Origin of the sequence: Mesorhizobium sp. 113-3-9, from assembly GCF_016756515.1 — a bacterium.
Taxonomy (GTDB): Bacteria; Pseudomonadota; Alphaproteobacteria; order Rhizobiales; family Rhizobiaceae; genus Mesorhizobium.
Genome location: NZ_AP023246.1, coordinates 5,416,499 through 5,431,590 on the forward strand (window position 1 = coordinate 5,416,499; position 15,092 = coordinate 5,431,590).

The 15,092-nt window shown below is 61.7% G+C and carries 13 protein-coding genes; 2 read left to right on the plus strand and 11 right to left on the minus strand.

What is annotated here, in order from left to right; all coding sequences use genetic code 11:
- The first annotated feature begins 445 nt into the window (after window positions 1–445).
- Together MesoLj_RS26605 and MesoLj_RS26610 are read left to right on the plus strand one after the other, a co-directional pair.
- Window positions 446–1,114 (plus strand): response regulator, encoded by a 669-nt coding sequence (locus MesoLj_RS26605; RefSeq protein WP_172351110.1) that lies wholly within the window; start codon window positions 446–448, stop codon window positions 1,112–1,114.
- Window positions 1,104–2,456 (plus strand): sensor histidine kinase, encoded by a 1,353-nt coding sequence (locus tag MesoLj_RS26610; RefSeq protein ID WP_202323119.1) that lies wholly within the window; start codon window positions 1,104–1,106, stop codon window positions 2,454–2,456. Before MesoLj_RS26605 ends, MesoLj_RS26610 begins: the two co-directional genes overlap by 11 nt.
- A gap of 4 nt (window positions 2,457–2,460) precedes the next feature.
- Here MesoLj_RS26610 and MesoLj_RS26615 read toward each other — a convergent pair whose 3' ends face one another.
- The 11 genes from MesoLj_RS26615 to MesoLj_RS26665 all read right to left on the minus strand — a co-directional run bounded on the left by MesoLj_RS26615 (window position 2,461) and on the right by MesoLj_RS26665 (window position 15,088).
- Window positions 2,461–3,339 (minus strand): ABC transporter permease, encoded by an 879-nt coding sequence (locus MesoLj_RS26615; protein ID WP_202323120.1) that lies wholly within the window; start codon window positions 3,337–3,339, stop codon window positions 2,461–2,463.
- Between the two features lie 13 nt (window positions 3,340–3,352).
- Window positions 3,353–4,207, minus strand: a complete 855-nt coding sequence (locus MesoLj_RS26620) for an ABC transporter ATP-binding protein (RefSeq protein ID WP_202323121.1) — start codon at window positions 4,205–4,207, stop codon at window positions 3,353–3,355.
- Between the two features lie 159 nt (window positions 4,208–4,366).
- A complete protein-coding gene (locus MesoLj_RS26625; protein ID WP_202323122.1) occupies window positions 4,367–5,380 on the minus strand; it encodes an ABC transporter substrate-binding protein in 1,014 nt (337 codons plus the stop codon).
- A 170-nt stretch (window positions 5,381–5,550) separates the two neighbouring features.
- On the minus strand, window positions 5,551–6,330 hold the full coding sequence (gene dapB / locus MesoLj_RS26630; RefSeq protein ID WP_202323123.1) for a 4-hydroxy-tetrahydrodipicolinate reductase: 780 nt from the start codon (window positions 6,328–6,330) through the stop codon (window positions 5,551–5,553).
- Between the two features lie 8 nt (window positions 6,331–6,338).
- Entirely contained in the window at window positions 6,339–8,432 is a 2,094-nt protein-coding gene (locus MesoLj_RS26635) for an ATP-dependent helicase (RefSeq protein WP_202323124.1), read from the minus strand.
- A gap of 294 nt (window positions 8,433–8,726) precedes the next feature.
- On the minus strand, window positions 8,727–9,770 hold the full coding sequence (locus MesoLj_RS26640; protein WP_202323125.1) for a threonine aldolase family protein: 1,044 nt from the start codon (window positions 9,768–9,770) through the stop codon (window positions 8,727–8,729).
- Window positions 9,767–10,789: a succinylglutamate desuccinylase/aspartoacylase family protein gene (locus MesoLj_RS26645; protein WP_202323126.1), complete on the minus strand. Its 1,023-nt coding sequence runs from the start codon at window positions 10,787–10,789 to the stop codon at window positions 9,767–9,769. Before MesoLj_RS26645 ends, MesoLj_RS26640 begins: the two co-directional genes overlap by 4 nt.
- Before the next feature lie 81 nt (window positions 10,790–10,870).
- Window positions 10,871–12,430 carry an ABC transporter substrate-binding protein gene (locus MesoLj_RS26650; RefSeq protein ID WP_181179510.1) on the minus strand — a complete coding sequence of 520 codons (1,560 nt, stop codon included), beginning with the start codon at window positions 12,428–12,430 and terminating at the stop codon, window positions 10,871–10,873.
- A 25-nt stretch (window positions 12,431–12,455) separates the two neighbouring features.
- On the minus strand, window positions 12,456–13,121 hold the full coding sequence (locus MesoLj_RS26655; RefSeq protein WP_202323127.1) for a GntR family transcriptional regulator: 666 nt from the start codon (window positions 13,119–13,121) through the stop codon (window positions 12,456–12,458).
- Between the two features lie 311 nt (window positions 13,122–13,432).
- Window positions 13,433–13,684 (minus strand): hypothetical protein, encoded by a 252-nt coding sequence (locus tag MesoLj_RS26660; RefSeq protein ID WP_244735171.1) that lies wholly within the window; start codon window positions 13,682–13,684, stop codon window positions 13,433–13,435.
- A 243-nt stretch (window positions 13,685–13,927) separates the two neighbouring features.
- Window positions 13,928–15,088: a M20 aminoacylase family protein gene (locus MesoLj_RS26665; protein ID WP_202323128.1), complete on the minus strand. Its 1,161-nt coding sequence runs from the start codon at window positions 15,086–15,088 to the stop codon at window positions 13,928–13,930.
- Window positions 15,089–15,092: the final 4 nt, after the last annotated feature.

Genomic DNA, 15,092 nt, shown 5'->3' on the forward strand with positions numbered 1-15,092 from the left:
TAGTGGCGTGCCCTTGGGAGGAATTTCGCGTCGCTCGGACCACCCCGAAGTAGGGAATGCCTTTTGGGATTTCCAGTCGCCCCGGTCCTGCAGGATTTCGTTATATTATAGACAATGAATATTTCGCCGCGGCAAACTCGACGCAAATTATCCAATCATTTCATTCTGTTAAACTCTTCCCTTCTGACGAAGGCCTAGTGATTTTGGAGGCCATTGTTCACCGTTTGCGGTACAATCTGTCAATCAGAACCGAACCGTTCGGTTCGATTTGCGTGCGAAAACAGGCTGACCTAAACCAGCAAGGGTCTGCTGTTACCCCGCGCCAGGGCCGCATTTGTCTTGCGTTGCGATCGATACTGTCGCTCATTCAAGAGAGATCAGGGGTGCCGCGGCCGATCAAGCCTTAGGCGTTCCGCGGGGAGATGGGATCCGGGCCGCCATAGATATGCGACTGCTGCTTGTTGAGGACAATCGTGAACTCGCCGACTGGTTGGGCAAGACCTTGCGCCAGGCGAATTATGTGGTCGACATCGTCCATGACGGCGAGGATGTCGAGCATGCGCTGGCGGCCGGCGATCATGCGCTCGTCATCCTCGACCTGGCGCTGCCGCGCATGGGCGGGATGGAGGTGCTGCGCATGCTGCGGGCACGCGGCAACGCAGTGCCGGTCATCGTGCTGACCGCCAACGCCAGTCTCGATGGCCGGGTCAAAGGCCTCAACGAAGGCGCGGACGACTATCTCGCCAAGCCGTTTCAGATCGAGGAGCTCGAAGCGCGCATCCGCGTGCAGCTGCGCCGCGCCAATGACCGCACCGCACCTGTCGTTGCCTGCGGCGATCTCGTCTTCGACACCAACACGCGGCTGTTTTCGCTCGCCGGCGAAATGCTGGCACTGACGCCGCGAGAACACGCGGTGCTCGAACAATTGATGGTGAAGGCCGGGCGTACCGTGAGCAAGGCCGCACTGTCGGCTGCCATCTACGACTTCGAGACCGATGCGGATCCAAGCGCCATCGAGATCTATGTGCACCGTGTGCGCAAGAAGCTCGAAGGGTCGCGGGTCCAGATCGCCACCTTGCGCGGCCTCGGCTATCTGTTGCGCCATGAGGATTAACAGTCTTCGGCTGCAATTGCTGGCCTGGGTGGTGCTGCCGCTCGCCGGGCTGGCGACCATCAATCTATGGACCAGCCAGCGCAATGCGCTGGCGACCGCCGATCTGGTTACCGACCGAATGCTGGTCGGCTCGGCGCGGGCGATTGCCGAGCAGGTCGCCATGGTCGATGGCGTGCTTGACGCAACGGTGCCTCCGGCTGCCATCGAGATGTTCGATACCGGCGACCGCGACAGCGTCTATTACCGGGTCGAGACCGCCGGCGGGCGATTGCTGACCGGCTATCCGGATCTCCCCGAAGCGCCACAGCATGCCAGCATCGGGGCCAGCTATCGCGACCATCCGTTGCGGCTGCTGACCCTCAGCCATGCCGTCATCGGTGCCGGCGACGACTCGCCGATATCGGTCACCGTGGGCGTCACGCTTGCCGGCCATGACGCGATGGTCAAGCGACTGTGGTTCAGTGCCTTTGCCCAACAGCTGGCGCTGGTGGCGATTGCCGGCGTGTTCGTGCTGCTCGGCCTGCGCCGGGGCTTGGCGCCGCTGATCCGGCTGCGCGACGCGGTGCGCTCGCCGAGCCGCAGCGATCTCGACCCGGTCGAAGTGCCGGGCGCGCAAAGCGAGATCCGGCCGCTGATCGACGCGCTGAACGTCTATATGGAGCGCGTGCGGAGGCAGATGGCGGCGCAGCGCCGCTTCATCGCCAATGCCGCGCACCAGTTGCGCACGCCGTTGGCGCTGCTTTCGACGCAGGCGAGCTATGCGCTACGCGAAACCGTCCCCGACGCGCGCCAGGAAGCGCTGGTGGCATTGCAGGCCAGTTCCGGCAAGCTGGCACGACTGGCCGAACAGTTGCTCACCCTGTCGCGCGCCGAACCGGGCAGCCGGCGGCCGCGCGCCGACCGCATCGACCTGACCGAGGCCGCCCGCCATGTGCTGGAAACGCAGGCGCCGGCGGCGATCGCCCGCAATATCGATCTCGGCCTTGAAGAAACCGGTCCCGTGCCGGTCGTCGGCGACGGCACCATGCTGCGCGAAATGATCGTCAACCTCGTCGACAATGCGCTGCGCTACTCCTCATCGGGCGGCAGCGTCACGGTGAGACTGGCGACCGTCGATGGCGAAGCCGTGCTGACAGTCGCCGATGACGGGCCTGGCATTCCGCTGGACGAAAGAGATCATGTGTTCGAGCGCTTCTACCGCATCGCCGGTTCGACCGAGGAAGGCAGCGGCCTGGGGCTCGCCATCGTGCGCGAGGTCGTCGAAAACGCCGGCGGCCGCGTCACCCTGCGGGATGGCGCGGCCGGCGGACTGGTGGTCGAGGTCAGGTTGCCCCTGGCCTGACCAATCAGGTGCCCTGTTCGTTGAAGGGCGCCGGGCGCCACTTGACGACATAGTTCTCGAAGCGGGTGATGATGAACTCCACCACCAGCGCCATGACAGCCAGGATGATCATGGCGGCGAAAACGCCATTGGCGTTGAAGGCACCCTGCGCGGTCGAGATCAGCAGGCCCATGCCTTGCTTGGCCCCGAGGAACTCGCCGACGACGGCACCAACCAGGGCAAAGCCGAAGCTGACATGCAGGCTGGCAAGGATCCAGCTCATCGCCGAGGGGATGATCACCGAGGTGGTGATCTGGAACGGCGACGCGCCGAGGATCTGGGCGTTGGCGATCATCGCACGGTCGGCCTCGCGCACGCCCTGAAAGGCGTTGGCGAAGACGACGAAGAACACCATAACCACCGCAAGCGCCACCTTCGAGGCCATGCCGAGGCCGAGTGCGATGATGAACACGGAGCCCAGCACAACGCGCGGCACCGAATTGGCGATCTTGATGTAGATCGAGAAGACATCCGCCAAGAGCCGGTTGCGGCCAAGGATGATGCCGGCGGCGATACCGCCAACGGCGCCGATGACGAAGCCGAGGAAGGTCTCCTCCAGCGTCACATACATCTGCAGCCAGAGCGACCCTTGCGACGTGCCCTCGGTGACCCACACCCAGATCTGGTCCCAGATGCCGGAAGGGCTGGCGAAGAAGAACGGGTCGATGACATTGTAGTCGGCGCCGAGTTCCCACAGGCCAAGGGAGACGACAAGGATAGCCAGGCGCAAGCCGATGACCAGCGCATGACGGCGGCGCAGCCGCGCCCGCGCCCGGGCTTCGGCAACGGCGATCGAAGCATCGCGGACGGCGGCCTGATTGGCGGTCGGAGAGATTGCGGTCATGCTGTTTCTCCTTTCAATGGCCAGCCTGCAGGCCACGGCTCTGACCGAGTTGCACTTCCTCGCGCAAATCGCTCCAGATCACCTTGGCGATCTCGATGAATTTCGGGTCGTAGCGGATGTCGGCCATGACGCGCGGGCGCGGCAGGTCGATGCGGTAGACGCTCTTGACCGTGCCCGGCCCGGCGGTCAGCACATAGACCTTGTCGGCCAGTGCCACCGCCTCTTCCAGGTCGTGTGTGACGAAGACGACAGAGGATTTCTGCTCCGACCACAGGTCGAGCAACTCGTCCTGCATGGCGGTGCGCGTCTGCATGTCGAGCGCGCTGAACGGCTCGTCCATCAAGAGGATCTTGGGTTGGTTGATGAAGGTCTGCGCTAGTGCGACGCGCTTGCGCATGCCGCCCGAAAGCTGGTGCGGATAGTGCTTTTCGAAGCGGCCGAGCCCGACGCGGGCGATCCAGTCGCGCGCCCGCTCATAGGCTTGTGCTTTCGGCGTGCCACGATAGAGCGGACCGGCGGCGACATTGTCGAGGACGCTGCGCCATGGGAACAGAGCATCGGCCTGGAAGACGAAGCCGATGTCGCGGCTGATGTCGGTGACCGGATTGCCCATGACGCGGACATTACCGGTGGTCGGCCGCAGCAAGCCGGTGACCAGATTGAGCGTCGTCGACTTGCCGCAGCCGGTCGGCCCGACGACGCAAGCGAATTCGCCGCGCGCCACGGTCATGGTGAAGTCTCGGATCGCCGTCATCATATGGCCGTCCGGCGTGACGAAGCGTAGCGTCACATCGTCGATGGCGATCGCGGCATCGGCTGGTGGCGCGGCCTGAGACAGCTTCTCGGCCGCCATGGTTTGCACTTGCATGGCGCACTCCTGAGGTGTTGGCGTGGAGACGCCGCCGGTCGGCCAGCAGGCTTACCGTCATCGGCATCCGGAAAGGCGCCGCTGCCGAACTGATTCAGCCAAGCGGCGCAACTTGTTGTTCCTCAACGCGGAGCGGAAACCCGCACCCGTCGGACGGCGCTATTTGGCGGCGTCGACGAATTCCGTCGTGAAGGTCTTCGACAGGTCGATCTGCTTGCCCTGGAGGCTCTTGGAGAAAGTCGACAGAACTTTCAGCACCGTCTCCGGGCCATCGGCCGGCATGCGGCCGTCGGGCGTGAACATCGCCTTGCCGCCGGCCAGGCCCTGTACGTAGAGGTCCTTGTTGCCGGCGTAATAATCCTTCGGCATCTTGTCGGCGATTTCCTCGGCCGAATGCGTGGCGATGAATTTCATCGTCTTGACGAAGGCATTGGCGAGTTTTTGGGCCTCGTCCTTGTGGCCTTCGAGCCAGGAAGACTGGACATAGAAGGACGCCGCCGGATAGTCGCCGCCCAGCGCTTCCTTGGTCTTTTCGGGCGTGCGCATGTCGACCAGCACATTGGCCTCACCGGTCTTGAGCAGTTGCGCGATTGTCGGCTCGGTGGTCATGCCGGCCTGGATCTGATCCTGCTTGACGGCGGCGATGAAGGTGTTGCCGGCGCCAACCGGCAGCAATGTGTAGTCGCCGGGCTTCAGGCCGTTGCGAACCGCAAGATACTGGGTAAGGAAATCGGTCGAGGAGCCGAGACCGGTGACGCCAAGCGTGGCGCCCTTGAAGTCGGCCGGCGACTTGATCTCGGGATGCTTGGCGGAGACCAGTTCGACCTCGCCAGGCGCCTGGCTGAACTGGACGATCGACTGGATGTATTTGCCCTTCGATTGCAGGTCGACGGTGTGGTCGTAGAAGCCGACGACGCCTTGCACGGCACCGGCCAGCAATTCGTTCTCGGCCTCGACGCCGGCACGCGAATTGACCAGTTCGACATCCAGCCCCTCATCCTTGAAGTAGCCGAGCTGCTGGGTGAGCACGGCCGGCAGATAGATCTGCTTTTCCATGCCGCCGACGATGATGGTGATCTTCTCCGCCGCCGATGCCGTGGTGGCGCCCGTGGCGACGATGGCAAGCGTCAGGGCTGCTGAACGCAAAATGCGTTTCGATATGAAACCGGTCACTTAATTTCCTCCACTTGGGCGGCGCGCCATCCCGGCTGTGCCGCATTCCTCCTTGCCGGCCGCTCCCGCACCGGTCACACGGCGAACGCCGCAATGCCGTCATTGCATGCCCAAGCTTTCAGCTGGCTTTCAGTCGTTTTGACGGTTGTTGAAAGGGAAGCCGCCGTGGGTCACGAGGCGGCAAAACCAAGCATGTCGCGCATATCGTATTCGCCGGGTGACCGATCGGCGACCCAAAGTGCCGCGGCGATCGCGCCACGGGCGAACATGATGCGGTCGCCGGCCGCATGCGACAAGGTAACGAGTTCACCCTCGGTACAGAAGCTGACGCTGTGCTCGCCGATTATGCTGCCGCCACGTGCCACCGCAAAACCGATCTCGCCGGCCGGACGTGCGCCGATGAGCCCGTCGCGAACGCGCCTTGCGACCGCGTCCAGTTCGACGCCGCGTCCACCGGCAACGGCCTGGCCCAGCATCAGTGCGGTGCCCGACGGCGCATCGACCTTGTGGCGATGATGCGACTCGAAAATCTCGGCATCCCAGTCATCGGCATCGAGCGCTCTCGCCGCCTGTTCCACCAATCCGACCAGCATATTGAGCCCGAGCGAAAAACTGCCGGAGCGGACAATGGGAATCGTTTTCGCGGCGTCGGCGATATCAGCCAGTTCGGCGGCATCGAAACCCGTCGAACCAACCACCAAAGCGGGGCCGCCCCGGTTCGCGCAAAACCGCGCCAGGTCGGCCGAAGCCGCCGGCGTGGTGAAATCAATCACCACGTCGGCCATGGCAAGCGCGTCGTCGCGGCTCACCAGCCCGTCGCCGACACTATCCGGGCGATGAAAGCGTGCAACGAGCGCCAGCCGCGGATCGGCCTGCACGGCCTCCACCATCTGGCGGCCCATGCGGCCCAACGCGCCGGCGATGGCGATCCTGACCGGTGGCCGCGCCATGATTTCAGCTATTTCCACATGCCGCGCATGCGCGCGCCGATGTCGACGCGCACTTCCGGTCGGGGTGCCCTGCCCTGCGCCGCTTGCACGCCAGGCCACGACATCTGCTGGAACGCGGCGAGGATCGAGGCCGGGATAAAACGCGTGCGCGAGGCGTAGAGATGGCGGTCGCCGCGCGCCGCCTGGCCATGCGGAAAGAAGCGCTGCGGCATGACCAGGTTGAGGCTGTCCTTGGCCCGCGTCATCGCCACGTAGAGCAGCCGGCGCTCCTCCTCGATATCCTCCTTTGTGCCGACACCGAGATCGGCCGGAATGCAGCCATCAACCGTGTTGAGCACGAAGACGTTCTTCCATTCCTGGCCCTTGGCCGAATGGATGGTTGACAGGATCAGATAGTCCTCGTCGCGATGTGGCGGTCCGGCCTGGTCGCTGGTGGCGTCCGGCGGATCGAGGGTCAGCTCAGTCAGGAACCGTTCGCGCGAGGCGTAGCCCGAGCCGATCTGCTCGAGCTGCAGCAGGTCGGCACGGCGCGTGATGACATCCTCATGGATGCGCTCCAGATGCGGCTCGTACCAGAGTCTGACCTGTTCGAGATCCGCCGGCCATTTGGCGCCGGCCCGCAGGCCGGAATAGAGCGCGACGAAGCTCGGCCAGTCGTCCGCCGCGCGTTGTGGCGGCCGCCAGCCGGCCAGCCCCATCGCCTCATCAAGTGCTGTCGTCATCGTCTCGACGATCTGTGCCGCGGCTGAAGGGCCGATCCCCGGCATCAGCTGCAGCACGCGGAAGCCGGCGACGCGGTCGCGCGGATTTTCGGCGAAGCGCAACACCGCCAGCACGTCCTTGACATGGGCGGCATCGAGGAATTTCAGCCCGCCGAACTTGACGAAGGGAATGTTGCGCCGCGTCAGCTCGATCTCCAGCGGCCCGCTATGGTGCGAGGCGCGAAACAGTACCGCCTGCGATTTCAGTGCCGTGCCGGCCTCACGCTCGGCAAGGATCGTATCGCAGACGAAGTTCGCCTGCTCGACCTCGTCGCGCACGGTGACCAGCCTTGGCTTGTCGGTGGATTTGCGCTCCGACCACAGGTTCTTGGTGAAGCGCTCCGAAGCCTCGCCGATCACCGCATTGGCGGCCGCCAGAATGGTCTCGGTCGAGCGGTAGTTGCGCTCCAGCATCACCACATCGGCGGCCTGCGCGAACTGTTTTGGAAAATCGAGGATATTACGCACCTCCGCGGCGCGGAACGAATAGATCGACTGCGCATCGTCGCCGACCACCGTCAGCCCGGCACCGTCGGGTTTCAACGCCATGAGGATCGACGCCTGCAGCCGGTTGGTATCCTGGTATTCGTCGACCAGCACATGGTCGAAACGCCCGCCCAGATGCGCCGCGATTTCCGGCTCGGCCGCCATCTGCGCCCAGTAGAGCAGCAGATCGTCGTAATCGAGCACGTTCTGCGCCTGCTTGGCCTCGACATAACCGGCGAACAGCTGCTTCAGTTCTCCCGCCCAGCCGGCGCACCAGGGGAAGGCCGCCCCCAACACTTCGCCGAGCGGCGCCTGGGCGTTGACGGCGCGCGAGTAGATGGCAAGGCAGGTGCCCTTGGTCGGGAAGCGAGCCTCGGTCTTGGAGAAGCCGAGCTCGTGACGCACGAGATTCATCAGGTCGGCGGAATCCTCGCGATCATGGATGGTGAAGGCCGGGTCGAGGCCGATCTCCAGCGCATAGTCGCGCAACAGCCGCGCGCCTATGCCATGAAAGGTCCCGGCCCAGGTCAGCGCATCGGTGATGACAGCGGCGTCGCGGCCGAGCACCTCGCCGGCGATACGCTCGACACGTTTTGCCATTTCAGATGCGGCGCGGCGCGAAAAGGTCATCAGCAGGATGCGGCGCGGGTCGGCTCCCCTGACGATGAGATGGGCGACGCGATGCGCCAGCGTGTTGGTCTTGCCCGAGCCCGCGCCGGCAATGACCAGCAAGGGCCCGGCGATCTTGCCGTCACCATGCTCGACGGCCTGACGCTGAGCATCGTTCAGCCGGGCGAGATAGGCAGGCTGGGCAGTCGGCTCCAGAAAAGTCGAATCATGGGCGGCAAGGTTCATCGCCCATCAAGCATCGTTTCCGCTTTGTTCGCAACAAGGAAGCGGTGATATGCCATGGCGAAGCAGAGCCACCCGAGGAGCGGGATTTGGTTCCCGGCCGACTGCCGAGGGCCGTGCGGCAAGGATAGAGAGCTGCGACGCTTCCGCGAGCGAAACGCCTGGCGACTCCAGCCCGCGCCAGACCGTTGAGTGACAAAAGCACCGAGTTGGTGGCTCAACGCCACGTCGGATTCACTACCGCTTCAAGCGCCGATTGCCGGCATTGCCGCCAAGGCCTTACGGCTTGCTTGGTGATCATCGATCATTTGTGTAACTCGCATTGATGATCGCCTCAGCCAATCTTTCAACATCGTCTGTATTGGTGGCGTAAGACATAACGAACCTTGCAGTTATCCCTTCGTTCTCTTCATCTATCAAATAGAATTTGAATCCACATTTTCGCAGACGTTCATATGTGCCCATGTCAGCTTTCAGGAAGACCATGTTGGTCTGCGCTGGGTAGCAAGGCGCTATGCCGTTTTGCGAGAGTGCATCTCCCAACCGACACGCCATCGCGTTTGCGTGTCGGGCTGACTCCCTCCAAAGGTCATTGTCGAAATAGGCTTCGAGCTGGGCCGCCAGAAACCACAGGCGGGAGGGCAAATGGCCTGACCGCTTCATCAATCGCTTGAAATCATCGGCCAGGTCATGCTCGAAGAAAACAACAACCTCAGTCCCTATCGCGCCGCCCTTCGTCGCACCAAGGCACAGGACGTCGACGCCCGCGCGCCAGGTAAGCTCGGCGGGTGTCGAGCCAGATGCCACGACGACATTGGCGAATCGGGTGCCGTCCATATGCACTGCCGCGTCATGGCCTTTGGCCCAGCTGGCCAGCCGCAACACTTCATCCGCTGAATAGTATGTCCCGACTTCCGTTGCCTGACTTAGCGAAAGCGCGGTCGTTCGCAATTGGTGCACGTCATCAAGAAATCCGAAGCCACGGGCGCAGGTTTCGGTATCCAGTTTTCCATTCTTGCCATCCAGAGCTTTCAGCCTTCCCTGGCTGTGAAACTCCACCGCGCCGCATTCATCCCGATAGACATGCGATAACCTATGGCAAAGAATCTGACCGAAACGTCCGGACATCTGGGCGAGAGCGAGGGCGTTTGCCGCGGTTCCCGTCAGAATTGGAAATGCCGCAACCTCGTGCTCGAATATTTTGGCAAGTCTTTCTTCCAACCTGCCTGTGATTTGATCGTCACCATAGGCGTCCATCCACATGCCGCCTCCTTGGACGGCTGCTTCAAGGATTTGTGGTAACGGCGGAGCGACATTGTCGGATCGAAAATCCTTGTTCATTCCGAGGCCAGGATTTCCTCACGCGAAACATCGGTCAGCAGGTGACCAAGGCAGTCGCCCCTGCGAACCCTGCCGATGGCCCGGCTGCAAATCCATGTTCCGGATTCCGGGAAAAATACCCGCACCCCGGCTTGCACCGGGGTTTCAGGATTGAGGATTGTGCCCGCAAGGTCGCCCCTCCCGACCTCGTCGCCCACGGCGGCGGCGGGTTCAAAGATTCCGTCGCGATCGGCATAGAAATAATGCCGCTGGCTCGCGTTCATCAGCCGGCTTTCGATCTCCTCTTTCCATTCGCTTGCCAGCGGAAGAATTTTTAGATGCGCCATAAGGCGGTACATTGCGCGCTCAGCCACCCGGGTGGCCTGTCTGGAAATCCTGCCGCCACCGCCGAATTCGCCACTGAGGTAGACAACGCCGTTTCGGTACGCGGCACGGCCGGCCTCCGATCCCTGGGGTATACCCTTGTGAGCCCAGGCGATGGGAGCATTCATGAACTCAAGTGCATCGAGAGTATCTGCCGCCTTGTCGGGATCGTCGGAAACAGTCGCATAAGTGCATGGCATATATTCCAGGGAGCTGCCGCCTGAATGGAAGTCGAAGAAGACGTCACACATCGGCAGGATGGTGTTTGCTATGTAATCGGCGATCCGGGACGTGGGATTGTCGGAAATCGAGTCGCCAAAACAGCGGTTCAGGTTTCCGCCGTCGAGTGGAGACACTCGTGATCCCTCCAGCGCGGCCGGCAGATTTGCCGCCGGCAACACGATGATGCGGCCCGACACCGAGTCTGCATCCAAGGTCTGGATTAGACGGGTCAGGATTGCCTGGCCCTCATATTCGTCCCCGTGCGACCCGGCCATCAGCAGCAGCGTCGGTCCGCTTCCGTTCTTGAAAAGCGAGATAGGGATCGGAACGATCCCGTAAGCGGAGCGATGGACGGAATGCTCCAGGTTCAGGAAAGAATCCTGCCGTCCAGCACGGTTCCAGTCGATGTCCGTCCACAGCGGCGACAATGACAAATCTTCCTCCTGCTCAAAAAGATCCCATCATGGAGAACAGGGTTGATCCGGCTCTCCATGAGATCTCCATCGCTTGTGGTGTCAGGCCGAGAACCAGACGCGCTCGGCGGCGCGGTCACCCGACAAGTCCGAGACGGCACTCGGCTCAAATCCATGAACGCGAGAACTTCTTGCATCCAGGAAGTCGGCAAATACGGGGATTACGCTGGGTCCTTCATTGTTGAGAATTGCCTGCATCTCACCGTAGATTTCCTTGCGCTTGCCGAAATCCAATGCCGATTTCCCTTCTGCAAGAAGCTTGTCGAATTTCTCGTTTGACCAGTAGGACTCGTTCCATGATGCGCCCGATTTGTAGATAAGCGAGAACGTCTGATCGATCGGCCGGGTCAGCCAGACCGACATGCAGAAGGGCTTTTTCATCCAGGTATCCGTCCAGTAGCCGTCCGCCGGCCGCCGCTGGACTTTGAGATTCACATCGCCCGCAGACGCGCCGTTTTGATAAATGGTGGCCATGTCGATCGCCTCAGGGAAAGCGGCGTCGGACGTGAATAGATCAAGTGACAACGAATCCAGACCAGCCTGCTTCAGATAGAATTTCGACTTGTCCGGATCGAACTGATGCTGTGGCAGCTCGGCGTTGTAGTAAGGGCTCAAGGGGGAAATCGGTTGGTCGTTTCCAATGATGCCCAAGCCCTTGAACATGAGGTCCAGGACCTTCTGGCGGTCAAACGCGTATTTGAGGGCCAGTCGCACATTGTTGTCGGACGTAGGCTTGACGTTGTCGAGCGCGATGAACGTCCAGTGAATTCCGCCAGGGCTGCGTACGATTTCAATATTGGGAATCGCAGCCATGAGGCCGGCAATCTTACGGTCCACGCGGTTGATGATGTCCGCCGCACCGCTCCTCAAAGCCGTGACGCGGGCGGTCGCATCATTCATCACCGTGGTCTCGACCGCATCAACATGCGCCCGGTCAGGCTTCCAATAGTTTTCGTTGCGTTCCACGATCGAGCGAATTCCCGGTTCGAAAACACGCAGTTTGTACCCGCCGGTCCCGACAAGATTTTTGAAATCGGTGAACCCATCGGGAACGATCATCGCGTGATAGTCCGAGAATGCGTACATGAAGTCCGCATTCGGAGCGTCCAGTTCGATTGTCAGCTGGTTCTTGCCATCGGCTTTTACGTCCTTGATCGAGTTGAAAATAGCCTTCGCGCCTGATGAAGTTTCCCCTCGATGCAGGTTGATCGAATAGATAACGTCAGCAGCTTCGAGCGTCTTGCCATTGTGAAATTGCACATCCCTGCGCAAATTGACGATCCAGGACTGAGCGCCTTTCGTCTCCCAGCTCTCGGCAAGCTCGGAGACGAGCTTGTTGTCTGGCGTTATCTCGACCAACTGATTGCAAATGGAGACACCGACGTTTCGAGCCACTGTTTCGGCGTATGTTCGTGGATCCAGCGAGTCGCCGGAGCTTCCGCCCGCCAGCGCCATGCGCAAGGTACCCCCCTTCTTCGGCGCCTCGGCGCGAGCGCTTCCAATTCCGACACCGGCGACAGTTGCAGCAAGTCCAAGTTTGGCCGCGCCTGACAGGATTTCGCGTCGCGTTGGCGACCAGCGCAAATCGGATGGCAGTTTCATGGCATTCCCCTTTGTTGATTGTTTGTCAGGCTGACCGACGGCGCAGTTCGGCAAAATCGCGCAGATCGTCCGCTAGGCTGCTTTCGCCGTGCTCGCGAATTGCTTTTTCGGCAACATTCGGATCGCCCGACAGAATTGCCTCGACGATCGGGCGATGCCAGCTGGTCAGGTCTATTCGGCTTGGCCAATGACTTTCCGACCAGCGATAGAGCCACTCGACTTTGTTTGAGAGGCCGAAATATTGGCGGGACAAACTGGCATGCCCCGCAAGATCAACAATCGTCCTGTGGAAACCGAGATCCGCATCGACGCGCTCGCCGCTGTCCTCGCTGGCCTCCGCCTGTTGAAGGCGGGCAAATGCCGCCTTCAATTTGCTCTCGGTTTCCTTGTTTTTGCCAACAGCGGCCAGACGAGCTCCAAGGCCCTCAAGAGCGCCACGAAGCGTGTAGGTCTCCCATAGCTCTTTCTCGGATATGTCTCGAACCGACCAGCCGGAGTAAGGCTGCTTCACGATCAAGTCTTCCGTCTCCAGGGCGGAGAGGGCCGCACGGACGGTGCCACGGCCCGTACCAAGCTGTTCCGACAGGTCAATTTCGGTAAGCCGAGCCCCCGGCAAGAGCCGCCCGTGCAGTATCTCGATACGAAGCTGGGCAGCGGCTCTGTCCACAAAACTGAGTTTGTCGATTTTCATATCGGTCTCCAGCATCATGCTTGGCGATTGTCGACAATCGATAATCGCCAAGCATTGTGCTGTCAATCGTCTTCCAGATCGATTTGGACGGCCCTTCGGTGCGTGGAGCCGGACTCTTCTTGTTAGCGCATGGGACGGAGGGAACGCCTGGTTCAATCCATCGCCAGCAGCGATGGTCTGCGACCTCGGCCATCTGTCAGAACACTCCGTCGTGTTCCCCGCAGGCGATGCGGCCTTGCATGTGCTGCTTCACGTTCATACCGGCGCAGCATGCTGTCTTGTGGAAATGAGATGATACCCGAGAACGTGGACTAACGCTCGAGTCTCTCCGGTATTTCGGCGATGCATTCCTCGAGCCGCTTCAGGCGGAACTTGGCATTGCGAAGTTCGTGTCCTGCTTCAAGCCGCCGATGCCTCCCCTGAGAGGAAGTCGTCATCAGGTCGCGCTCCAGTTCGGCGATGCGTGCGCGCACCTGCCGTGCCTCCTCCTGACGCAACGCCTTTATCCAGCTCCGCCCGCGCATCTGTCTTCCCGCAACACCCCAAAGACCTGCGGCTTCCATGCCAGCAAGACCCTAATTTCCTGCAAGTGCGAATATTCTAAATTTAATTAGTGCTAATTTAGCAGGCGTTCGCCGCAAGGAAGAAGGCCGGCGCCGCTTGGGAGGTGTCTGATAGCGCCGGCCAGGCGGATATCAGGTCCGCCGCAGGGTGAAGGCTAGCTGAGTCTTGCCGCTACGTCATGCGGGATCGCGGATTTCGGCCTTTTCGAGGCGTTTTCCCCCGCCAAATGCACCCGTAGCCTGTCAAACCTCAAGCCGTTGCCGGGCGATGGCGACATGGAAATTGGCGCCGAACAACAGCCCGTCATCGTTGAAGTCATAGCTGGAATTGTGGAGCGGTGCCGAAGTCTCGCCATTGCCGAGGAAGACGAAGCAGCCCGGCACGTGATCAAGGAAACGGGCAAAGTCCTCCGATGCCGTCATCGGCTCCCGGGCGACCGCGATATTGCCGGGCTCGAATACGCTTCCCGCGGCGGCAAAGGCCGCGTCGACCAGTTCGGCATCATTGCGCAGCGGCACGAATTCTCTGCTGTAATTCACCTCGGCGGCAACGTTGTAGGCAGCAGCGGTGCCCTCGGCGATGACGCGCATCTGGCGTTCGATCCCGGCGCTGACCTCGGGGTGGAAGCTGCGGGCATCGCCCAGGATGCGGGCAAGACCGGGCAATGCATTGCGCGTGCCGTCGGTGATCAATTCGGTCACCGAAACCACCGCTATGTCGGCCGGGCTCAGCCGGCGTGAGACGATGGTCTGCAGATTGGTGACCAGCGCGCAGGCGGCGACCAGTGTCTCGTTGCCCGAATGCGGCCGCGCCGCGTGGCCGCCGATCCCCTTCAGCACGATCTCGAAATTGTCCTCCGCCGACATCACGGGACCGGCGCGGGTCTCGAAGTGCCCGACGGGAAGGCCGGGCATGTTGTGCAGGCCAAATATCTCGTCGAAGGGGAAGCGCTGCATCAGGCCATCGTCGAGCATGGCCAGGGCGCCCCTGCCCCACTCCTCGGCCGGCTGGAAGATGAAGCGCACGGTGCCGTCGAAACCGCCCTCGCTTGCCAGCAGCTTGGCCGCGCCAAGCAGCATGGCGGTGTGACCGTCATGGCCGCAAGCATGCATTATTCCTGCATTGCCGGAGCGATAGGGCGCGCTCGATTGCTCTGATATGCGCAGCGCATCCATGTCGGCCCGCAGCGCGATGGCGCGGTTGCCGCTGCCGCGCTTCAACGTACCGACGACGCCGGTGCCACCGACACCCTCGGCGACATCGTCGAGGCCGAATTCGCGCAGTTTGGCCGCGACGAAGGCAGATGTGCGTTTCTCCTCGAAGCCGAATTCCGGGTGCGCGTGCAGGTCGCGCCGCCAACCGGTCATCTCGCGCTTCAGCGTTTCGGGATCGAGTTCAGCCATGTCC